This is a genomic window from Photorhabdus kayaii (genome assembly GCF_025384895.1).
Taxonomy (GTDB): domain Bacteria; phylum Pseudomonadota; class Gammaproteobacteria; order Enterobacterales; family Enterobacteriaceae; genus Photorhabdus; species Photorhabdus kayaii.
The window spans coordinates 1-22302 of record NZ_JAJAFZ010000058.1 but is presented as its reverse complement, the minus strand read 5'-3'; the positions used below and the strand labels follow the sequence as shown (position 1 = coordinate 22302).

General features: G+C 42.2%; 18 protein-coding genes. 5 read left to right on the top strand and 13 right to left on the bottom strand.

The features are described 5' to 3' along the window. Position 1: 1 nt before the first annotated feature. From rffA to trxA, 10 genes are all read right to left on the bottom strand, one after another. Positions 2-1132 (bottom strand): dTDP-4-amino-4,6-dideoxygalactose transaminase, encoded by a 1131-nt coding sequence (rffA, locus tag LGZ98_RS18100; RefSeq protein WP_113042878.1) that lies wholly within the window; start codon positions 1130-1132, stop codon positions 2-4. A gap of 1 nt (position 1133) precedes the next feature. Further along, on the bottom strand, positions 1134-1847 hold the full coding sequence (gene rffC / locus LGZ98_RS18095) for a dTDP-4-amino-4,6-dideoxy-D-galactose acyltransferase (RefSeq protein ID WP_262978362.1): 714 nt from the start codon (positions 1845-1847) through the stop codon (positions 1134-1136). Next, positions 1831-2706 (bottom strand): glucose-1-phosphate thymidylyltransferase RfbA, encoded by an 876-nt coding sequence (gene rfbA, locus LGZ98_RS18090; protein ID WP_113042949.1) that lies wholly within the window; start codon positions 2704-2706, stop codon positions 1831-1833. Before rfbA ends, rffC begins: the two co-directional genes overlap by 17 nt. Before the next feature lie 21 nt (positions 2707-2727). Continuing rightward, positions 2728-3798: a dTDP-glucose 4,6-dehydratase gene (rffG, locus tag LGZ98_RS18085; RefSeq protein ID WP_262978361.1), complete on the bottom strand. Its 1071-nt coding sequence runs from the start codon at positions 3796-3798 to the stop codon at positions 2728-2730. Next, entirely contained in the window at positions 3795-5057 is a 1263-nt protein-coding gene (gene wecC, locus LGZ98_RS18080) for a UDP-N-acetyl-D-mannosamine dehydrogenase (RefSeq protein ID WP_262978366.1), read from the bottom strand. Before wecC ends, rffG begins: the two co-directional genes overlap by 4 nt. Positions 5058-5076: 19 nt before the next feature. Beyond that, entirely contained in the window at positions 5077-6198 is a 1122-nt protein-coding gene (wecB, locus tag LGZ98_RS18075) for a non-hydrolyzing UDP-N-acetylglucosamine 2-epimerase (RefSeq protein ID WP_165578727.1), read from the bottom strand. Between the two features lie 126 nt (positions 6199-6324). Beyond that, positions 6325-7380: an ECA polysaccharide chain length modulation protein gene (wzzE, locus tag LGZ98_RS18070; protein WP_262978360.1), complete on the bottom strand. Its 1056-nt coding sequence runs from the start codon at positions 7378-7380 to the stop codon at positions 6325-6327. A 29-nt stretch (positions 7381-7409) separates the two neighbouring features. Beyond that, a complete protein-coding gene (gene wecA / locus LGZ98_RS18065; protein ID WP_228901469.1) occupies positions 7410-8495 on the bottom strand; it encodes a UDP-N-acetylglucosamine--undecaprenyl-phosphate N-acetylglucosaminephosphotransferase in 1086 nt (361 codons plus the stop codon). Between the two features lie 242 nt (positions 8496-8737). Further along, entirely contained in the window at positions 8738-9997 is a 1260-nt protein-coding gene (gene rho, locus LGZ98_RS18060) for a transcription termination factor Rho (RefSeq protein WP_011148733.1), read from the bottom strand. Positions 9998-10473: 476 nt separating this feature from the next. Continuing rightward, positions 10474-10800, bottom strand: coding sequence for a thioredoxin TrxA (gene trxA, locus LGZ98_RS18055; protein ID WP_113042874.1), 327 nt, complete (start codon positions 10798-10800; stop codon positions 10474-10476). 118 nt (positions 10801-10918) lie between these two features. Here trxA and rhlB point away from each other — a divergent pair, with 118 nt between their 5' ends. Then, complete coding sequence (gene rhlB / locus LGZ98_RS18050) at positions 10919-12205, top strand: ATP-dependent RNA helicase RhlB (RefSeq protein WP_113042872.1); 1287 nt, start codon at positions 10919-10921, stop codon at positions 12203-12205. A 5-nt stretch (positions 12206-12210) separates the two neighbouring features. Then, positions 12211-13713, top strand: a complete 1503-nt coding sequence (gppA, locus tag LGZ98_RS18045; RefSeq protein WP_113042944.1) for a guanosine-5'-triphosphate,3'-diphosphate diphosphatase — start codon at positions 12211-12213, stop codon at positions 13711-13713. A 50-nt stretch (positions 13714-13763) separates the two neighbouring features. Here the strand turns inward: gppA and rep are convergent, their stop codons facing one another. Further along, positions 13764-15791 carry a DNA helicase Rep gene (gene rep, locus LGZ98_RS18040; protein WP_113042871.1) on the bottom strand — a complete coding sequence of 676 codons (2028 nt, stop codon included), beginning with the start codon at positions 15789-15791 and terminating at the stop codon, positions 13764-13766. A 209-nt stretch (positions 15792-16000) separates the two neighbouring features. Continuing rightward, complete coding sequence (gene ilvC, locus LGZ98_RS18035) at positions 16001-17479, bottom strand: ketol-acid reductoisomerase (RefSeq protein WP_113042869.1); 1479 nt, start codon at positions 17477-17479, stop codon at positions 16001-16003. Positions 17480-17676: 197 nt separating this feature from the next. Here ilvC and ilvY point away from each other — a divergent pair, with 197 nt between their 5' ends. Both ilvY and LGZ98_RS18025 read left to right on the top strand, forming a co-directional pair. Next, positions 17677-18558, top strand: coding sequence for an HTH-type transcriptional activator IlvY (ilvY, locus tag LGZ98_RS18030; protein ID WP_113042868.1), 882 nt, complete (start codon positions 17677-17679; stop codon positions 18556-18558). 579 nt (positions 18559-19137) lie between these two features. After that, entirely contained in the window at positions 19138-19992 is an 855-nt protein-coding gene (locus LGZ98_RS18025) for an AraC family transcriptional regulator (RefSeq protein ID WP_262978359.1), read from the top strand. Positions 19993-20372: 380 nt separating this feature from the next. Here LGZ98_RS18025 and LGZ98_RS18020 read toward each other — a convergent pair whose 3' ends face one another. Further along, positions 20373-21476, bottom strand: coding sequence for a flavin-containing monooxygenase (locus LGZ98_RS18020; protein WP_255562388.1), 1104 nt, complete (start codon positions 21474-21476; stop codon positions 20373-20375). Positions 21477-21851: 375 nt separating this feature from the next. Between LGZ98_RS18020 and LGZ98_RS18015 the strand changes: the two genes are divergently transcribed. Next, a partial coding sequence (locus tag LGZ98_RS18015; protein ID WP_449301285.1) for a LuxE/PaaK family acyltransferase occupies positions 21852-22302 on the top strand: 451 nt, incomplete at its 3' end.

Below are 22302 nucleotides of genomic sequence, written 5' to 3'. Positions count from 1 at the left end.
ATCAGGCGAAGTATTCCTGAATATGTTTGATGACAATCTGCTGTTCAGCGTCTGTTATGTTGTAAGACATCGGCAAACGTACCAAACGATCACTTTCATAAGTAGTAAAACGATCTTCCCCATGAAAACGGCCAAATTTTTCACCACCGGGGCTGGTGTGCAGAGAAACATAATGGAATACCGTTAGTACCCCCGCGTCCTTCATATAACTATTGAATGCTGAGCGTTCTTCAACATCTTTCAGCTTGATATAGAACATGTGAGCATTATGCTCCAACCCTTCCGGTATGACAGGCAATGTCAGGAGACCAGCATCAGCCAGCGGTTTTAATGCTTGATAATAGGTATTCCACAAGGCAAGGCGACGTTCATTGATTGTCTCAGCTTTCTCTAATTGCGCCCACAAATAAGCAGCCTGAAGCTCCGACATCAGATAACTCGAACCGATATCGCGCCAAGTATATTTATCAACTTGACCACGGAAAAACTGACTACGATTAGTCCCTTTTTCGCGAACAATTTCCGCACGGGAAATCAGTGATTGATCATTGATAAGCGCTGCACCACCTTCACCACCAGAAGAGTAGTTTTTGGTTTCGTGGAAACTGTAGCAACCAATGTGTCCGATAGTTCCCAGTGCGCGTCCTTTATAAGTAGACATTACCCCCTGTGCAGCATCTTCCACGACAAACAGATTATATTTCTCTGCCAAGGCCATGATAGTATCCATTTCACAGGCTACGCCGGCGTAATGCACTGGAACAATCACGCGTGTTTTAGCTGTAATTGCTGCTTCGATTTTGGTTTCATCAATATTCATGGTATCCGGACGAATATCCACGAATACAATGGTTGCTCCACGCAGCACAAACGCGTTAGAACTAGAAACGAAAGTGAAGCTCGGCATAATAACTTCATCACCGGGTTGAACATTCAGCAAAATAGCCGCCATTTCCAGTGAAGCTGTACAGGATGGCGTCAATAAAACTTTCGGGCAATTGAAATGTTGTTCCATCCACTCTTCACAACGCTTGGTGAAACCACCATCCCCGCAAAGCTTACCGCTCTCCATTGCTTGCTTCATGTAATCTAATTCAGTGCCAACGACTGGTGGTCTGTTAAATGGAATCATTTCATCCCCTATATAACCAATACGCGGTGCTTTCAACAAACGCACCACTGCGTGTATAAAGGCGCAAAGCAGCAATGTTGCTGGTTTGTGTCGCAATCCTTAACTGCCGTATTTGGTGGTGTTGACACCACTGCTGCGCCGCCAACATCAATTTTGAGCCAATCCCACGGCCAATATTTCCTGGGAATACAGCCAGTAAACCTACACGAGCCTCTCCTGCTCCTATATCTCGTAAGGTAACAAACCCTGCGGGTTGTCCATTATCTCCATTTACCAGCAAACATTGATGATCAAATGTCCCCAATACCGCTTTTTCCACCCAGGTAGCGTAGAAGCGACCGCTATCCTGCGGTTGATACCACGGGGTTCGGAAACGACTCAAAGGAAATACGTTGGAAGCTACCTCCTTCAACATCGGGATATCTCGCCGCTCAGCCGAAAGCAACTTACTCTCAGAGTTGTCGTTATCAGCATTTTCTATGCCAATTATTAAGGAAAGGTCTACTTCTCCTTCCACTAACGAAAAGCCCAACGCGAATAATCCATCAATAAGATCCAATCGCTGCGCAGGTACTTTAGCTTGCACTAAAGCATACTGCTCTAACTGAGATGAGGTTAGCAGACCGGCATCAGGTGTGAAATCAAGGCGAGCGGTGGACAACCCAAAATAGTGGCTATCCCACTCCAATGGTTCAATATTAGCGTACACGAACATGGAGCAGATCCAGCAGATATTGGCCGTAGCCAGTTTTTGACAAAGATTTTACTGTTTCTCTTAACTGTACATCATCCAGCCAACCATTACGCCAAGCGATCTCTTCAAGACAGGCGATCTTAAAACCTTGACGCTTCTCTACGGTCTGCACAAAAGTGCTGGCCTCAATCAGGCTGTCATGAGTGCCAGTATCCAACCAGGCAAAGCCACGCCCTAACAACTCAATATTTAGTTCACCACGTTCCAAATACGTCTGGTTAATACTGGTAATCTCTAGTTCACCCCTGGCAGAAGGCTTGACCTGTTTAGCAAAATCTACTACTTGATTATCGTAGAAATAGAGACCCGTTACCGCCCAGTTGGATTTTGGCTTTTCTGGTTTTTCCTCAATAGAAAGAACGCGGAACGCGTCATCAAATTCCACCACCCCAAATCGCTCAGGATCCATCACTTGATAACCAAAAACAGTCGCCCCTTTTCCACGAGAAACAACATTTCTCAGTTTTGGGCTGAACCCTTGTCCAAAGTAAATATTGTCTCCCAATACCAAGCAGCAAGGCCCGCCATTGATGAACTCCTCACCAATCAAAAATGCCTGAGCTAAACCATCTGGTGATGGCTGTTCTTTATAACTTAAGTGAATACCAAATCTGTCACCATCACCTAACAGCCGGCGGAAAGAAGGTAAATCTTCTGGTGTAGAGATAATCAGAATATCACGTATCCCTGCTAGCATGAGTACTGACAAAGGATAGTAAATCATTGGTTTATCATAAATTGGCAGTAATTGTTTGGAAACACCCTGTGTTATCGGATGCAACCGGGTTCCCGATCCACCTGCCAGTATGATTCCTTTCATATTTACTGCCCCCATCGTCATTCAGTTTTTACCTAATCCAAGGCGCTCACCGGCATAAGAACCATCTTGAACCTTACGCCACCAGTTTTCATTTTCCAAATACCATTGAACTGTTTTACGAATACCTGATTCAAATGTTTCTTGTGGTCTCCAGCCTAGATCTCGTTCAACTTTCGCCGCATCAATAGCATAACGCATATCATGGCCTGGACGATCTGCAACATAAGTAATCAAATCTCGATAATAAGCAATGCCCGCGGGTTTCTCAGGACAAAGCTCTTCCAGAAGCTCACAAATCGCACAAACCACATCAATATTTTTGCGTTCATTATGACCTCCAATATTGTAGGTTTTGCCCGGTTCAGCTTCTGTCACAACCAAATAGAGCGCTCTGGCATGGTCTTCCACATACAGCCAATCGCGAATTTGTTTCCCTTCACCATATACCGGTAAAGATTTTCCTGCTAATGCATTTAAGATAATCAGAGGGATCAGTTTTTCCGGGAAATGGTAAGGACCATAGTTATTTGAACAATTGGTGATAATGACCGGTAAACCATAAGTCCGGTGCCATGCTCTTACCAGATGATCGCTGGATGCTTTGGACGCCGAATATGGGCTACTTGGCGCATAAGGTGTTGTTTCGGTAAAGAATCCCTCTTCACCATGTAAATCACCATACACTTCATCTGTTGAAATGTGGTGAAAACGGAAAGCAGCTTGTTTCTCTTCATTGAGTTTCTGCCAGAAAGCACGCGCAGCTTCCAACAAAGTATAAGTACCCACAATGTTGGTTTCGATAAATGCCGCAGGGCCATCAATAGAGCGATCCACATGGCTTTCTGCCGCCAAATGCATCACACAATCCGGCTGATATTGTTCAAAGACCCGTTCCAGCGCTCCGCGTTGACAGATATCAACCTGCTCAAACGCATAACGTGGGCTATCCGCAATCGGGGCAAGAGACGCCAGATTACCGGCATAAGTCAGGCTATCAACTACAACCACTCTATCTTCTGTATTATCAATGACATGCCGTACAACAGCAGAGCCAATAAAACCTGCACCACCTGTGATTAGAATACGTCTCAACGCCAGACTCCTTTTGTATCCACAATCCACTTCTGTTTAATTTCATGACTATTTACAGCTTTAAACTGATTATGATCTACCAGCATCAACAGAATATCTGCTTCTTCCAGCGCTTTTTCCAGATTAACTAATCGAGTTATTTCCTTCAAGGGAGCGGGTAATTCATGAATATGAGGTTCTACAGCCAGCGTTTCACCTGCATGCCATTGCGCAATCATACCGGTGATATGTGCTGCTGGACTCTCACGCAAATCGTCAATATTTGGTTTAAATGCCAAACCAAAACAGGCAATTTTCACTTCGCTTGCACGTTTTCCACTTTCAGCCAAACAATCCGCAACGGCCGCTTTTACTTGATCCACAACCCACAATGGCTTGTCATCATTAATCATACGTGCTGTATGAATAAGACGTGATTGTTTCGGGTTTTGAGAAACAATGAACCACGGATCAACAGCAATACAATGACCACCCACGCCAGGACCTGGTTGGAGAATATTTACACGCGGATGGCGATTCGCCAAATTGATCAATTCCCACACGTTGATACCTTGATCAGCACAAATCAGGGAAAGTTCGTTGGCGAATGCAATGTTTACATCTCGGAAACTGTTTTCTGTCAGCTTACACATTTCTGCCGTTCTTGAATTAGTGATAACACATTCACCTTCAAGGAAAATTTTATACAGCTCACTAGCTCTGGTTGAAGATTTTGACGTCATACCACCAACAACACGGTCATTCTTAATTAATTCAACCATAACTTGCCCTGGCAACACACGTTCAGGACAGTAAGCGATATCAACATCAGACTCCTCTCCCATCTGTTGTGGGAACGTTAAATCAGGGCGCGCTGCCGCCAACCATTCTGCCATCTGCTCCGTCGCGCCTACTGGTGAGGTAGATTCTAAAATAACCAAATCACCTTTTTTCAGAACTGGCGCTACAGATTCGGCTGCGGAACGGACATACGTCATATCCGGCTCATGATCGGCTTTAAAAGGCGTCGGAACAGCTATCAGAAAAGCATCTGCGGGTAACGGAGCAATCACTGCTTTCAGGTAACCGCCTTCTACGGCAACTTTCACCACTTTGTCTAGATCCGGTTCTACAATATGAATTGCACCACGGTTGATGGTTTCTACCGCATGCTGATTAACATCCACGCCAATGACTTTCTTATTACGGGATGCAAACGCTGCTGCCGTTGGCAAGCCAATATAACCAAGACCAATAACAGAAATAGTTTCAAAGCTCACAGTTTCAAAGCTCATAGTGTCACCTGATTTTTTTCAAAGCGTCGAGAATACGTTGACAGGCATCGCCATCCCCGTAAGGATTGTGAGCGCGGCTCATTCGCTGATAGGCAGCATCGTCTGTCAACAATCGAGTCACCTCTTCCACGATAGTTTCTGTTTCTGTCCCAACCAAACGTACTGTTCCAGCATCAACCGCCTCTGGCCGTTCAGTAGTATTACGCATTACCAATACCGGCTTTCCTAAAGAAGGCGCTTCTTCCTGAATACCACCGGAATCTGTCAGGATCATATAGGCATGGTTCATTAGATAAACAAATGGCAAATAATCCTGGGGCTTAATGAGAATAACGTTATCAATATCATGCAAAATGCGCTTTACTGGCTCACTGACATTCGGGTTTAGATGAACCGGATAGACTACTTGCACATCTGGATGAGCGCGGGCTATCTGTGCCAAAGCTTCACAAATTCGCTCAAACCCACCACCAAAACTTTCACGACGATGCCCCGTCACCAGAATCATTTTTTTATTAGTATCAATAAACGGGTAATGCTTCGCTAGCTTACTCCGCATAGCCTCATCATTCATTATTCGATCGCGTACCCACAGCAACGCATCAATTACTGTATTTCCGGTAACAAAAACCCGATTATCTGCAATGGATTCTTTCAATAAATTATTGTGGGAATTTTCCGTCGGAGCGAAATGATACATTGCCAGATGCCCTGCAATCTTACGGTTTGCCTCTTCCGGCCAAGGGGAATAAAGATCACCCGTTCTTAATCCAGCTTCAATGTGACCAACAGGGATACGTTGATAGAACGCTGCCAAACTGGTTGCCATTGTTGTTGTCGTATCTCCGTGAACCAATACAACATCAGGTTTAAATTCTGCTAAAACAGGTTTCAATCCTGCCAAAATACGACAGGTAATATCCGTTAGATCTTGCCCTGATTTCATAATATTGAGATCAAAATCAGGCGTAATCTCGAAAAGGTGTAACACCTGATCCAACATTTCCCGATGTTGGGCGGTGACACATACTTTCGCTTCGAAGGCTTCATCCCTTGCCAACGCGTGTACTAACGGAGCCATCTTGATAGCCTCCGGCCGAGTACCAAACACAGTCAACACTTTCACAGTGACTCTCTTATAGTCAGTAACTTGCAGATTTTCCTGCAAACAATACTCTTAATGCTATTTACTCCTGCTGCTGGAGTTGCAGAAGAGATCCCTCAGAAGCAGTTATCCCTAATAATTATCTGATTACTTACGTGAGCATCTAACCAATGCCACGCCGGCTCCCACTAAAGCGCCAACTGCACCCCACATGATCATCAAAAACATTCTGCGAGGGCTGTCTCTGGTAACAGGCTCCTCTGGTGTTCTCAAATAGCGGTAAGCCTGGAATTGATCCTGTAACGTCGGGTGAACATTCCATGCTGCTAACATTGCAATATTCCGGTCATAGTCCACATCATACTTAGGCCCTATTGCTTCCAAAGTCTCAAGTTGAGCCTGTAACAACGGCGCCCCTAACATAAACATTTTTGAATCGGGCAACTGATCCACCGGTGTATCCGTTTGATTGCGCCGAATCCCTTGTTTTTCCGCAATTTTCAGGGACTGTTGTAATACATTCATTTCGCGGCTATAAACCGCTTTAGCGACCATTTCTTGACGCTTAACCAATGCATCCATAGATTGGGCACGGGTAATCCATGCACCTTTTACTTCATCATTTAAATGAGTACTGGCACGACTATTGGCAAAAGCAATGTACTGGCGCAGGAGTTGATTTGCTTGTTTAGAAGACTCAGCGGTCAGTTTAATGCTGTCATTCAGCACTTTTTTATCATCATGAGGAATAAACTGAATATTATTGATTAATTCATCTAATAAGGCCGCATCAGCTCTGGCATCGCCCTCCTGCTGCTGTTTGTAATAATCAGATTTCAACCAAAATTCACGGCGAGTATCATATGCAGCAACCTGAGTGATAAACTCCTTATAGGCTTCTTCTGGAATAGACGGTAACTGAGTTTCCAGTGAAATGTTAATGTGAGTATCCAGATTGCGTAAAAACTGCTGCTGAGAGTAATAACTTCCCAACTGATTAGTCGTAGGCAGATCAGTGATTGCGGTGGCACTCCATTTTTGTTGCATCAGATAAGATGCTCCTAGCGCCGCGGTTGCGAAAATTATTGCCAGTGCAACGATCCATACCTTTCCATGCCATAGCGCACTGCACAAGGCTCTGATATCCAGCTCATGCTCCAGAGCTTGTTCATCCTGAATAGATTTCGTTTCTGATTTTATCACTGCACAGAACCTCTGCTGATAATAGATGTTTAATGGTTAGCTGAACGGCGCATACGACGCTTTTGCCGTTTAATGAAACGAGCTACCTTCCATACACGCTTGAGGCAATAGCCATACAACACAAATGCAAGCAAGAACAGTGCCAACATTATCCACTCAGGCACAAATTCCAACCATTCTCCAGTAATGCCGACAGCGGCTAATAAAACGGCAACAACAGTGATTAAAATAAAAGCCTGACGTGATGAGAATCCAGACCGCATAACTAGGTGGTGAATATGTTGCCTGTCAGGAGAAAATGGGCTCATTCCTTTCCGTAACCGGCGGTACATAATAGCAACCATATCCATTAATGGAATGGCAACAATCCACAACGCAGTAACTGGATTAACAGGATGCTCATTCCCCTGAGTAGATTCAATGAGCAGCCAGATAATGGTAAAACCAATCAGTGTACTGCCCGCATCCCCCATAAATACTTTGAAACGTTGGCTTAATAAACCAAGATTAAGGACAATATAAGGGAAAATGGCAGCAATAAATGCAAAACACCATAATGCTAGTGCCGCATTACCACTTTGATACAGTAAAATCCCCAAAGCACCGAAGGAGACACAGGATAATCCGCCTAATAATCCATCTATCCCATCAACCATATTGAATGCATTGATAGCAGCCCAGACAGCAAATAGTGTTACAACATAACTAAACGGTCCAAGTGTCATGTCCCAAGGGCCAAAAGCATAACCAAGACTATCTAATTTCAGACCAGCAAAATACATCATCGCAATACCAACCAGAGCTTGGATGGTTGCCCGGACCTTAACGCTAATATCAAAACGGTCATCCAATGCACCGACAAATACCAATACACCGGCACAAACCAAATATAACCACTTGTGAGGAATAAATTCTTTTGTGATAACAAAAGCAAAACAGATGCCAACAAATATTGATATTCCTCCAACCAGAGGCACTAACCCCTGATGACACTTACGATAATTGGGCTTATCAACAAGGCCAACTTTTTTTGCTATTTTGCGAGCCATAAACAAAAACGCAAAAGAAAACAGAAAAACATAAAAAATTTCAATATTCATGCTGAGAATATTCACGATGATAACTCTCTGTAAAAAGTAAACACACCCTGGTCATTTATCAACCGAAAACACCGCTTATATGAAAAATTAATGGCCCTTATGCTCTTACATCATTCTTTTAATATTTATTTCAAATATATGGCAGCATATACAGCTTGCAAAATACATGCCATATATAGCTATAACAGTGCGGTGAATACAAAAAACGCCACGAAACTGTGGCGCTAATTTAAAATGATCATGAACTGAGTTAAAAACTATGAACGTTTCATCATGTCAAAGAAATCGTCGTTCGTTTTGCTCATAGCCAGTTTGTTGATAAGGAATTCCATCGCATCAATTTCGCCCATCGGATGAATAATTTTGCGCAGAATCCACATTTTCTGTAGCTCTTCAGAAGTGGTGAGTAGCTCTTCTTTACGTGTACCAGAACGGTTGTAATCGATAGCTGGGAAGACGCGTTTTTCAGCAATTTTGCGGGAGAGATGCAGCTCCATGTTACCAGTACCTTTGAACTCTTCGTAAATCACTTCATCCATCTTAGAACCCGTATCCACCAACGCAGTCGCAATAATGGTCAAGCTTCCGCCCTCTTCCACATTACGCGCAGCCCCGAAGAAACGTTTCGGACGATGTAACGCGTTAGCATCCACACCACCAGTCAATACCTTACCGGATGCGGGAACAACAGTATTATAGGCACGTGCTAAGCGAGTAATAGAGTCAAGCAGAATAATCACATCTTTTTTGTGTTCAACCAGACGTTTTGCTTTCTCAATAACCATCTCTGCCACCTGAACGTGACGAGAAGCGGGTTCATCAAAAGTAGAAGCAATAACCTCACCTTTTACCAGGCGTTGCATTTCAGTGACTTCTTCTGGACGTTCATCAATCAGAAGTACCATCAATACACAATCTGGATGATTGTGGGCAATGTTAGCAGCAATATTTTGCAGCAACATCGTTTTACCCGCTTTTGGTGGCGCGACGATCAGACCACGTTGTCCACGGCCAATCGGTGCAGCCAGATCCAGAACACGGGCAGTCAGATCCTCAGTGGAACCATTACCACGTTCCATACGTAGGCGGCTATTAGCATGCAGCGGGGTTAAGTTTTCAAAAAGAATTTTACTGCGGGCATTTTCTGGTTTGTCAAAATTAACTTCGTTAACCTTCAACAGGGCAAAATAGCGTTCACCTTCTTTAGGTGGACGAATTTTACCTGAAATTGTGTCACCGGTGCGGAGGTTAAAACGACGGATTTGGCTGGGAGAAACATAGATATCATCGGGGCCGGCAAGGTAGGAGCTGTCTGCTGAACGGAGGAATCCAAAGCCATCCTGCAATATCTCCAACACGCCATCACCGAAGATATCTTCCCCACTTTTCGCATGCTGCTTAAGGATAGAGAAGATAATATCTTGTTTACGCATACGGGCTAGATTTTCCAGCCCCATATTTTCGCCAAGTGTAATCAGTTCAGATACCGGCGTATTTTTTAATTCGGTAAGATTCATAATGGTGGGTTCTTAAACTCGGGGTATATCTCGAACTATGAACGTGAATAGTATGGCAGCGTCATCGATCGGTGCCTGTTTATTTTGTACAAAAACAAATCAGACCTTTAATACATTATGCATATAAAAAGGTAATAATTTGAAGTACTAAGATTGAGCTCAAATAAGACTGACAGGCTGTCAAAAACGCTGTTGAGATAATGCTGAAACATTACTGATTTCGATAAAAACTATCTCAACGTAACGAGCTATACGCCAGATTATTCCCGTATAACCCATTGGATATTTTAGACTATCCAGAGATAACAGACTTATCAGACACTACAGATTATTCAGTATGCAACATACTTCTAACATGATGTATGTGATACAAGCAGTGGCGCTAACTTATCACGCTTCTTTACGGACGTCTAGCGGTCAATGAAATAAATAATAATATACGCTAAACGCCCAGCATTAATGTGAGCTCACTTCAATCAGAGATTAGCATCCAAAAATTCTTTCAATTGAGTTTTTGACAGTGCTCCCACTTTTGTAGCAGCAACCTGACCATCTTTAAACAGCAACAGTGTAGGAATACCACGGATACCATACTTAGGAGCAGTTGCCGGGTTGTCATCAATGTTCAATTTAGCAATAGTCAGTTTGCCTGAATATTCTGGGGCAATTTCATCTAAAATAGGTGCAATCATTTTACATGGTCCACACCAGGCAGCCCAAAAATCGACAAGAACTGCACCTTCTGCGTTAAGAACGTCAGTATCAAAGCTAGCGTCACTCAAATGAATAATTTTGTCGCTCATTTTTTACTCCAAAGAATAATTTTTTACCATGCTAGTGTAACATTACTGATATAAGGTTGCCTTTATTTCAACGGATACACTTTCGTAAGACAATGGTTAACTGATATTCTACCACACTATGAGTAAAACACACTTGACAGAAAAGAAGTTTTCCGACTTCGCCTTGCACCCCAAGGTTATAGAAGCTCTTGATAATAAGGGCTTTTCTAATTGTACACCGATACAAGCACTGACATTGCCTTTCACTGTCGAAGGTCGTGATGTCGCGGGGCAAGCGCAAACCGGTACGGGGAAGACGCTAGCATTTTTAGCGTCTGCTTTTCATTATTTACTGACTCATCCCGCAGCGGAGGAGCGTCAAACCAATCAGCCAAGAGCGCTGATTATGGCTCCTACCCGCGAGCTCGCTGTACAGATTTACTCTGATGCAGAAGATCTAGCACAGGCAACAGGTCTAAAGATGGGTCTTGCCTACGGCGGTGATGGTTACGACAAACAGCTGAAAATACTAGGAACCGGTGTTGACATCCTTATCGGCACTACCGGACGTCTAATCGACTATACCAAACAGGGGCACATTAATCTGAATGCGGTCCAAGTTGTGGTGCTTGATGAAGCTGATCGCATGTATGATCTCGGTTTTATCAAAGATATCCGCTGGCTATTCCGTCGGATGCCATCAGCAAACGAACGTATGAACCTACTGTTTTCTGCCACACTCTCTTACCGAGTCCGAGAACTGGCATTTGAGCAAATGAATCATGCAGAGTATGTCGAGGTAGAACCGTTACAGAAAACGGGACACCGTATCCGCGAAGAGCTGTTTTATCCTTCTAATGAAGAAAAGATGCGCCTGCTTCAAACGTTATTGGAAGAAGAGTGGCCTGATCGATGCATTATTTTCGCCAATACAAAACATCGTTGTGAAGATATCTGGGCGCATCTGGCTGCTGACGGACATCGAGTTGGGTTACTAACCGGTGATGTAGCACAAAAAAAACGGTTACGCATTCTGGAAGAATTCAGCAACGGCAATATTGATATTCTAGTTGCAACTGATGTCGCAGCCCGTGGATTGCACATTCCTTTAGTCACTCATGTTTTTAATTATGACTTACCAGACGACTGCGAGGATTATGTTCACCGCATTGGCCGTACTGGTCGTGCAGGTGAAAGTGGTCATTCGATCAGCCTAGCCTGTGAAGAATATGCACTAAACCTGCCAGCGATTGAAGATTATATTCAACACACTATCCCGGTCAGCAAATATGACAGTCAAGCCTTGCTGAAAGATTTACCGGTACCTAAACGCCGACACCGTCCGCGTTCAGGAAACCATCAGCGTCGTAACAATTTGTCGCATCGTAATAATACACCACGTAATAACCGTAAACGTTCAGGCTGAAAATGATGCTGAGTTCTTCTTCGCTCTATGCGGCTATCGACCTAGGTTCAAACAGTTTTCACATGCTGGTTGTGCGTGAAGTATCCGGCAGTATGCAGATACTGGCACGAATCAAACGTAAAGTCAGGCTGGCCGCCGGATTAGATAAAAATAACCGCTTATCTCAACAGGCAATGGAGAGAGGCTGGCAATGTCTCAGGATTTTTTCTGAATGCTTACAGGATATACCTCCATCACAAATCCGCGTTGTTGCTACGGCAACTTTACGCATCGCTGAAAATTCAGACGCATTTGTGAAAAAAGCATCAGAAATCCTTGATTGTCCGGTTAAGGTAATCAGTGGCGAAGATGAAGCTCGGCTTATTTATCAAGGCGTTGCCCATACAACTGGCGGCCCTGAAAAACGTCTGGTTGTCGATATTGGTGGTGCAAGTACAGAACTGGTTACAGGGAATGGGGCAAAAGCCTCTCAGTTATCCAGCCTAAGTATGGGTTGTGTTACCTGGCTTGAAGGCTACTTTAATGACCGTAGCCTGACGGAAGAAAATTTCGCCAGAGCCGAAGCTGCCGCACATGAAACGTTGAAACTCATTGCCCCAAAACTGATCGAACAAGGCTGGCAGATTTGTGTAGGCGCTTCCGGTACCGTTCAGGCTCTGCAAGAAATCATGATTGCTCAGGGTATGGATGAACTGATCACTTTGCCGAAACTTCAAGAGCTCAAACATAAAGCAATTGAATGCGGTAAGCTGGAAGAGCTGGAAATAGAAGGATTGACGCTGGAACGGGCTTTAGTTTTCCCAAGTGGCCTTGCTATCCTGATAGCGATTTTCCAGGCATTAAATATTGAAAGTATGATCCTTGCGGGCGGCGCCTTACGGGAAGGTCTTGTTTACGGCATGCTGGATTTACCAATAGAACCCGATATTCGTACCAGAACACTACGTAATATACAGCGACGTTTTCAGCTAGACGTTGAACAGTCTCAACGGGTCAAGCAATTGGCTGAACACTTCCTACAACAGGTTGCTAAACCTTGGGAGCTTGATAGCCGATGTCATGAATTATTACAAAGTGCCTGTTTGATACATGAAATTGGCCTAAGTATTGATTTCCACCAAGCTCCATCACATGCAGCCTATCTGATCAATTATCTCGCTCTCCCCGGCTATACGCCTGCACAGAAAAAACTCTTAGCCACATTGCTAAAGAACCAGAGTGGCTCTATTGATTTGTTTTCCTTTAATCAACAAAACGCCTTACCTATGATACAAGCTCAACGTTTATGTCGTCTGTTGCGGTTAGCTATCATCTTCGCCAACCGTCGTCGAAATGACACGCTCCCTGCTCTACGTTTAAATGTGAGTGATGAAGCGTTAACAATAACATTACCTCATGGCTGGCTAATGCAACACCCTCTGAGAGCAGAGTCTTTACAGCAGGAAATTCAGTGGCAAAACCATGCTCAATGGTCACTTGTTTTAGGCGAGCAGAATGCTCAAACCTGAATAAAATCACTTTCCCTGTATCTCTGTGATACAGGGAATCTCCAGCATATTTATGACTTATTTTTTTGTCCAAGCCCTAAACGCGATTTGATATCCGCAATACGCGATTGCCCTTTTTGCATTCTTTCTTCGGCAGTCACTATTTTTTTATCTTGTGGCCAATGTAAGTCATCCTGTGGCAACTCATGCAAAAAACGGCTTGGTTCTGGACGGATTAACTCGCCATATTGACGACGTTCTTTACATAAAGTAAAGAATAACTCCCGTTGAGCTCGGGTGATCCCTACATAAGCCAATCGTCGCTCTTCATCAATATTTTCTTCATCAATACTGCTCTGATGAGGCAACAGCCCTTCTTCCATGCCAACCAGAAATACATAGGGAAACTCTAACCCTTTGGAAGCATGTAAAGTCATCAATTGCACCTGATCAAACTCCTCACCATCTTCGTCTCGCTCCAGCATATCCCGTAATGTGAAACGCGCGACCACCTGAGATAAAGTCATTGCTTCGTTCAGTTCATCACCTTCCAGCATTTCACTCATCCAAGTGAATAACTGATTAATATTTTTCATCCGCATTTCAGCCGCTTTCGGACTCGGTGATGTTTCGTACAGCCAACTTTCATAATCCATACCATGAAGTAGATCACGCACCGCTAGCAAAGGATCTCGTTCAACCTGACGAGTTATCTCATCCATCCAGTGAATAAAACGCTGTAATGCCGCCAAACCGCGGCCAGTTAGACTTTGTTCCAAACCGAGATCGAAACTAGCCTGATAGAGACTTTTATTGCGCTGATTCGCCCACTCACCCAGTTTTTGAATGGTAGCAGCACCAATTTCACGTCTTGGCGTATTGACAATTCTTAGGAATGCGCTGTCATCTTCGGGATTAGTCAGCACCCGCAGATAAGCTAGCAAATCCTTAATTTCAGGGCGGGCAAAGAAAGAAGTACCACCAGAAATCCGGTAAGGAATGCGGTTTTGCATCAGCATCTTTTCAAACACGCGGGATTGATGATTTCCTCGGTAGAGAATAGCGTAATCTTTATATTGGGTCTTATTGATAAAGTGATGTGCCATCAGCTCCCCAATAACCCTTTCCGCCTCATGCTCTTCATTATTAGCTGTAATCACTTTCAATGGATCACCATACCCCAGTTCAGAAAAAAGCCGTTTTTCAAACACGTGAGGGTTATTGGCGATCAAAATATTAGCTGCTTTCAGAATACAGCCAGAGGAACGATAGTTTTGTTCTAATTTGATCACATTAAGCTTAGGGAAATCCTCTTTCAGTAACACCAAATTTTGTGGTCTTGCACCGCGCCATGAATAGATCGACTGGTCATCATCACCCACCACCGTAAAACGAGCCCTTTGCCCCACCAACAATTTAACCAGTTGATATTGACTGGTATTAGTGTCCTGATATTCATCTACCAACAGATAACGAATACGGTTTTGCCAACGCTCCCTGACTTCTTCATCACGCTGCATTAGCAAAGTCGGTTTGGTAATCAAATCGTCAAAATCCAATACATTACAGCTCGCCAGATGTAAATCATAACGGCGATAACATTCAGCAAACTGGTGCTCCTGAGCAGAACGGACCAATGCCAAAACTTGCTGTGGAGAAAGCAGATCATTTTTCCAATTTGAAATGGTGGAGATCAGTTTTTGTAATAGATCTTTATCTTCCTCCAGTAAATCGGCTGTTAAATCTTTCAACAGAGCCATCTGGTCCTGATCATCAAATAACGAGAAATTGCTTTTCATTCCTAACGCTTTGTATTCGCGCTTAATGATTTCCAACCCCAAAGTGTGGAAAGTCGAAATCATCAACCCCTTAGCCTCTTTGCGCCCCAGAGTTTGTGCTACACGCTCTTTCATTTCCCGTGCGGCTTTATTAGTAAACGTCACAGCAGCAATATGACGAGGCTGATAGCCACAAGTACGGATAAGATGAGCAATCTTATTGGTGATCACTCTCGTTTTGCCGGAACCCGCCCCCGCCAAGACCAGACAAGGACCGGTAACAAATTCAACAGCTTGTTGTTGGCTAGGATTTAATCGCATGATGTTTAATAAGTTATATCAAAGCAGTACTTCAAGAGATGGAATTGTAGCAGAAAGGGGAGAAAGGAAACGCCGTTTTCTTTATGAAGGAAAAACACTCTATTAGTTGGTAAATCGCGACTTATCCCCCAAAACTTTAGCAAACGGTCTCAGAACCATATTCATTGGATTCAAAGAGGGAGGATTTCTCCCCCTTATCCTTATCAATATCAACCGCCAACAGCAATACGTTTCATATCTGTCATGTAACCACGTAATACGCGGCCAACAACTTCAATTGGGTGGTTACGAATAGCCTCATTTACATCGCGTAACTGAGCGTTATCGATACCGTTATCTACAACGGGTTTACCTAAATCACCCGCCTGTAGCGAACCCATAAACTTCTCTTTCAGCAGTGGAACCGCAACATGAGAGAACAAATAGTTACCATATTCTGCTGTATCAGAAATAACGATATTCATTTCGTACAGGCGTTTACGAGAGATAGTATTCGCAATCAGCGGTAATTCATGCAGAGATTCATAATAGGCCGATTCAGCGATAATACCGGTATCAACCATAATTTCGAATGCCAGTTCAACCCCGGCTTTCACCATAGCAACCAGTAAAACGCTGTGATCAAAATATTCCTGTTCACTGATTTTGCCATCATATCCAGGTGAATTCTCAAACGGAGTATTGCCGGTTTCTTCTCGCCAATCTAACAGTTTCTTATCATCATTGGCCCAATCAGCCATCATACCGGAGGAAAATGCACCAGAAATGATATCATCCATATGTTTCTGGAACAGCGGCGTCATTATTTCTTTCAACTGCTCAGACAAAGCATACGCTCGCAGTTTTGCCGGGTTAGACAGGCGATCCATCATCAGGGTAATGCCACCTTGTTTCAGTGCTTCTGTGATGGTCTCCCAGCCAAACTGGATCAGCTTTCCTGCATAACCCGGTTCAACGCCATCTGCCACCAGTTTGTCATAACACAACAGTGAGCCCGCCTGTAACATACCGCACAGAATAGTTTGCTCACCCATCAGGTCAGATTTCACTTCAGCCACGAAAGAAGATTCCAGAACACCGGCGCGATGCGCACCCGTTGCCGCGGCCCATGCCTTAGCGATTGCCATACCTTCACCTTTCGGATCGTTTTCCGGGTGAACTGCGATCAAAGTAGGCACACCAAAACCCCGTTTGTATTCTTCACGCACTTCCGTGCCAGGACACTTAGGTGCGACCATCACCACAGTGATATCTTTACGGATTTGTTCACCGACTTCAACAATATTTAAGCCGTGAGAATAACCCAGTGCAGCGCCTTCTTTCATCAATGGTTGAACTGCGCGAACAACAGAAGAGTGTTGCTTATCTGGCGTCAGGTTAATTACCAAATCAGCCTGAGGTATTAACTCTTCATAAGTGCCGACTTGAAAACCATTTTCCGTTGCTTTACGCCATGAAGCACGTTTTTCTTCAATGGCCTCTTTACGCAGGGCATAAGTGATATCCAGGCCGGAGTCACGCATATTCAGGCCCTGATTCAGTCCCTGCGCTCCGCAACCGACGATAACCACTTTTTTACCTTTTAAATATCCTGTCTCATCAACAAACTCTTCCCGCGCCATAAAACGACATTTACCTAACTGCGCCAACTGCTGACGCAAATTCAGCGTATTAAAATAATTAGCCATTAGTGACTCCGTTATCATGTTGTGCTCAGCGCTCAGCAATGAAATGCTGCGACTGTTTTTTAGATTTCCCCACCCTGTGGGGTGTTTATATATTTTCAATATATGACATGAAAGCCATTGCTTAAATTGATATATTAACAATACTACATTGCACTTTATGCAATACAGATTATTGGACAGGAAAAGGAGAATAGGCTATGGATATACGCGACCTCAAACTGTTTCTACATCTGGCTGAAAGCTGTCATTTTGGTCGTACAGCAAAAGCAATGCATGTCAGTCCATCCACATTATCTCGCCAGATTCAGCGTATTGAAGATATTTTGGGGCATCCATTATTTTTACGGGATAATCGCACTGTAAAATTGACCTTTGCCGGCGAGCAATTTAAACAATTCGCCCAACAGACACTGTTGCAATACCAGCAACTAAAACACTCATTGAATCAACAAAGCCCATCTCTAAGCGGCGAGTTACGTCTATTTTGTTCGGTCACCGCGGCCTACAGTCACTTACCACAGATCCTAGACCGTTTTCGTGCGGAACATCCTATGGTTGAAATCAAACTCACCACAGGTGATGCCGCAGATGCAGTCAATAAGATACAGTCTAATGATGCCGATTTAGGCATCGCCGGTAAGCCGGAAAAACTACCAGATAATGTCAGCTTCACCAAAATCGGTGAAATCCCACTGGTACTGATTGCGCCTTCCCTCCCTTGCTCTGTACGAGCACTTGTAATACAAAAGTCCCCTGACTGGAATAGCATTCCCTTCATTTTGCCGGAACATGGCCCTTCACGTAAGCGCATTGAGTACTGGTTCCGCCACCATAAAATTACCAACCCATCGATTTACGCTACCGTGTCCGGTCATGAAGCCATTGTTTCTATGGTTGCATTGGGTTGTGGAGTGGCATTAATTCCCAATGTCGTTGTAGAAAATAGCCCTGAACCGGTACGCAATCGCATATCTTTACTGGACAACATCTCTCTAGTAGAACCATTCGAATTGGGTATATGTGTACAGAGAAAACGGCTTAATGAACCCTTGATTAAAGCGTTTTGGGGATTGTTATAACAAACTGGATTAACAGGTCTTTTTATTCATTACAATCCTGATACAACTTATTTTCGGTATTATGCCAACATACTTATAATTTATGTGGCCTAATTCACAAAGAACATAAAAATATAACCATATTGTTCTCATGATAATATGTTTAATATAAGTTATAACCAATCAAAATAATTATATAAAAATATTGGCTCCTCATTAAATTTTTGGTCATTAATTATGTCATTAAAGAAAATACTTTTAATTATATCAAGTAGATAGTAGCTATTTAACGTTAAAAAATTTAGATATTGTTAAGATTGACCAGCAAAAATTGAATATTCCACCAGCAAAAAACAGAGTGGAAAATAATTCTTTTCGCCATGTCATAACGATATTTTCCAATAGTGAAATTATTTTTTACAGATACCAAAGGAGGCGGCTTCATAATAATGATTTAATGGTATTGTGACGATATAGTAACTAATAATAATTATTTAACGAGTTAATATAATTTAATTAAAAAATCACATCAAGTATTCATAATAATTAAATAAAATAATTAATTCAAATACACACAACAATTTAATAAAGGACACCACCATGTTACACAAAATAGACAAATCACCGTATTTTATTAAATTCTATAAATTCCATCTACAAGATCTGGTTTTCTCTTATAATATGCAAACAGAATGGCATCATCATCCTTGTATCCAATTGAGTGTATCACCACATAATTCACTCATGAGGGTTGATACCGAAAATGAATCGAGACAAGTACATGGATTCATTATTTCTTCTAATATTAAACATAGATTACACTCGGAAGGGCAACTCTGCTTTAATCTACTGATAGACCTAGCCAATCCACTATGTCATTTATTACTACATCAAATGAGAGGCTCAGATATAGTATACTTAAATCAAGAATCATCCAGTTTAATAGCAAATTACTTTATTAATTGTTTACAGTCAGAAATCTCTCCAGATATTTTCATCTTAAATAACCTTTTAGGTAAAATAGAAGATTGCCATTGTTATCAGGACAAACGAATCATGAAAGCAGCCTCTCTTATTACTGAATTACCGGTTAAATGTATATCTTCTCGTGAAATATCAAACCAACTCTACTTATCCGAAAGCCGATTCTTACATCTATTTAGAGAAAAAATGGGAACTAATTTCCGTAGTTATCTATTATGGAAACGTCTGCATCATGCTATTGATGAGATACATTCATCAGATTCACTGACTTTATTAGCTTGTAATAGTGGATTTTCAGATGGCGCACACTTCAGTCGTACCTGTATGACGCTATATGGATTAAGGCCCTCTGAATTAAAACATGCCAGTAAGAACAGAATTCAACAAGCACAACAAAAATATTTCAATTTATCATCAACATTAACAGGTCTAAATTTTACAAAGAAAAATATCTGGGTTATGAATAAATAGTATTTTTGATAAATTACCTAAAATAAATAATTTATATTTATAACCATTATTATCAAAGTCAATATGTTAGAGATTCTGTATCATTTTATTCCTAATAGAACATTTACTATATTATGCACTCTTAATGCCTATCCCAATAGGCGTAATTGTTGCAGGCAGTTTGAACACGGACAGCGCGGAAAAACCGGAGCGTACACGTAGTACGTGAGGATTTTGAGCACTGCCCAGGTTCAAAATGACAAATAAAATAGCCCTATGGGATAGGCAGTTAGTAATGATACAGAATTCAGAACAACACCATAAAAACACTACCCAATAAACCCTCAATCCACGACAAATAAAATATACAGAGTAAAATATCACTATTCTGTATTAATCATTCATTTTAATGGTACATGCTCTTTCAGATAATTTTCTACCCATTTAGCGACCCGACAAGTGTCTTTATAAGCCCCTAACATCAGTTCAGAACCACGGCTACTCAACCATTTCCGCCCAACGATAAATAACCCAGGATAAGGGGTTTTCCCACCTTCTGCATGACCATTTTTACAAACGAATCCATTAGCATCCGCAGCACCGGGAAGCGTTAACCATGCCGTATCATCTTTATACCCCAAACACCAGATAACCGTATCCACCTCATATTGATTGCCGGACGAATCACATAATTTATTGTCTTTTATATCAACTAACCTATTCGCTATTTTTATATCCAAAACAGCTAATCGATGGTTTTTCAGATCACCACAAGGGATAGGATTACGCCGCCGCATAATTTTCCCGACTAAACTGTAATAATTGGCAAATAACAGACCGCTTTTACTTAACCACCAAAAGATATCTTTGCCCAATATTCTATTAGGTAAGAGAGGACGGGAGGAACCACAAAATAATGTCACCTTCGCAGTTGCTGCCAAATCTTTAGCAATCTGACGACCACTCGCACCATCACCAACGACAGCAACTCGGCTGCCCGTTTTAATTTGCTTAGGTTCCCGATATTGATCTGCTGTAATTTGTTGTATATCGGTAGAAAACCGCTCAGCAAGCGCCGGAATATCAACTAATTGATTAGCCCCTGTTGCATTAACCAAACAAGGCGCATGAAATACTTTTCCATCTTTTGTTTTAACACGATAGCCATCTGTATCGTGCTTCACCTCAACCACTTCGGTTTGAGTATGTATCGCAAGGTTATGATGTGAAGCATAGCGCTCAAGGTAATCAGCGACTTCATTTTTATCTGGATAACCTTCTTTAATTCCTGGGAACGGTAAGCCATGAAGTTGAGTCATACCGCGTGAAGTGAATAATAGCATATTATCTGGACGCCTGCGCCACACATCACCAATACGTGCCTCCCGCTCTAATATGCAGACATTAATATTCTTAGCCGCAAGGGTAGCAGCTAAACTTAACCCGGCTTGACCGGCACCCACAATTAAGCAATCCATTTTCATCATGCGTACTCGTTTTTTAATTTGGCATTTATTTATATTTTATTTCTATCATTATCCCAATCTTAGGACAATGAAAAAATTTACAAAAGAACATTCAATAGATCAAAAAACAACGAACTTCACAAAAATATAAAAGACAATTAAAAAATTTACTTGAATTAACTGGTCATATTCGCACTAAAGTGAATATTTTGAATAAACCAGCTATTTTTAGCATAATTTTAACAATATTGACAAATCCATATAATGATCAAAGCAATAATATAGCCAATTTATTCAATAAAAATAAATTATTAATGACTATCCTTTTTTCCTACGTAACTTATGCTTTATCGCTATAACTTATAATAAGCAAAGATTAATTTATCTACTCTTTACCCTACCGGAGATGAAAAAATGGAAAATATCAAAAATATATATGACGGTATAAAATCTCGTGGCGGAAATCCGTTGAAGTGGTTAATAGCCGATGTCGACCTTCTCTATAAGCTGTCTAAAGAAGAGCAACAAGAATTAAAAACCTGTTTGCTTAAAGACGCTTTTAATTTCCATTATCATAATAACCCTTACTATAAAGATATTTGTGAAAAACAAGGTATTAAACCAGAAGATATCCAGAACTATAATGACTTAGTTCGCATCCCACTAATACCCGTTGCAACTTATAAATCAGCCGAAAGTCACCGCTTATTAAGCAAGCCATTATCTGAAATCGAACATGAAATGCGCTCAACGGGTACCAGTGGAATTCCTAGCGTTTATCGTCGTTGCCACGATACGATGGATCATACAGTATTGGCTGTCTATTCCAATTATCGCAGTATGTTCAAAGTATCTGGCGGTGCCG

Coding starts and splice junctions, on each gene's coding strand:
- rffA (WP_113042878.1), bottom strand. CDS start 1,132: ATGATTCCATTTAACAGACCACCAGTCGTTGGCACTGAATTAGATTAC.
- rffC (WP_262978362.1), bottom strand. CDS start 1,847: ATGTTCGTGTACGCTAATATTGAACCATTGGAGTGGGATAGCCACTAT.
- rfbA (WP_113042949.1), bottom strand. CDS start 2,706: ATGAAAGGAATCATACTGGCAGGTGGATCGGGAACCCGGTTGCATCCG.
- rho (WP_011148733.1), bottom strand. CDS start 9,997: ATGAATCTTACCGAATTAAAAAATACGCCGGTATCTGAACTGATTACA.
- trxA (WP_113042874.1), bottom strand. CDS start 10,800: ATGAGCGACAAAATTATTCATTTGAGTGACGCTAGCTTTGATACTGAC.
- rhlB (WP_113042872.1), top strand. CDS start 10,919: ATGAGTAAAACACACTTGACAGAAAAGAAGTTTTCCGACTTCGCCTTG.
- gppA (WP_113042944.1), top strand. CDS start 12,211: ATGCTGAGTTCTTCTTCGCTCTATGCGGCTATCGACCTAGGTTCAAAC.
- rep (WP_113042871.1), bottom strand. CDS start 15,791: ATGCGATTAAATCCTAGCCAACAACAAGCTGTTGAATTTGTTACCGGT.
- ilvC (WP_113042869.1), bottom strand. CDS start 17,479: ATGGCTAATTATTTTAATACGCTGAATTTGCGTCAGCAGTTGGCGCAG.
- ilvY (WP_113042868.1), top strand. CDS start 17,677: ATGGATATACGCGACCTCAAACTGTTTCTACATCTGGCTGAAAGCTGT.
- LGZ98_RS18025 (WP_262978359.1), top strand. CDS start 19,138: ATGTTACACAAAATAGACAAATCACCGTATTTTATTAAATTCTATAAA.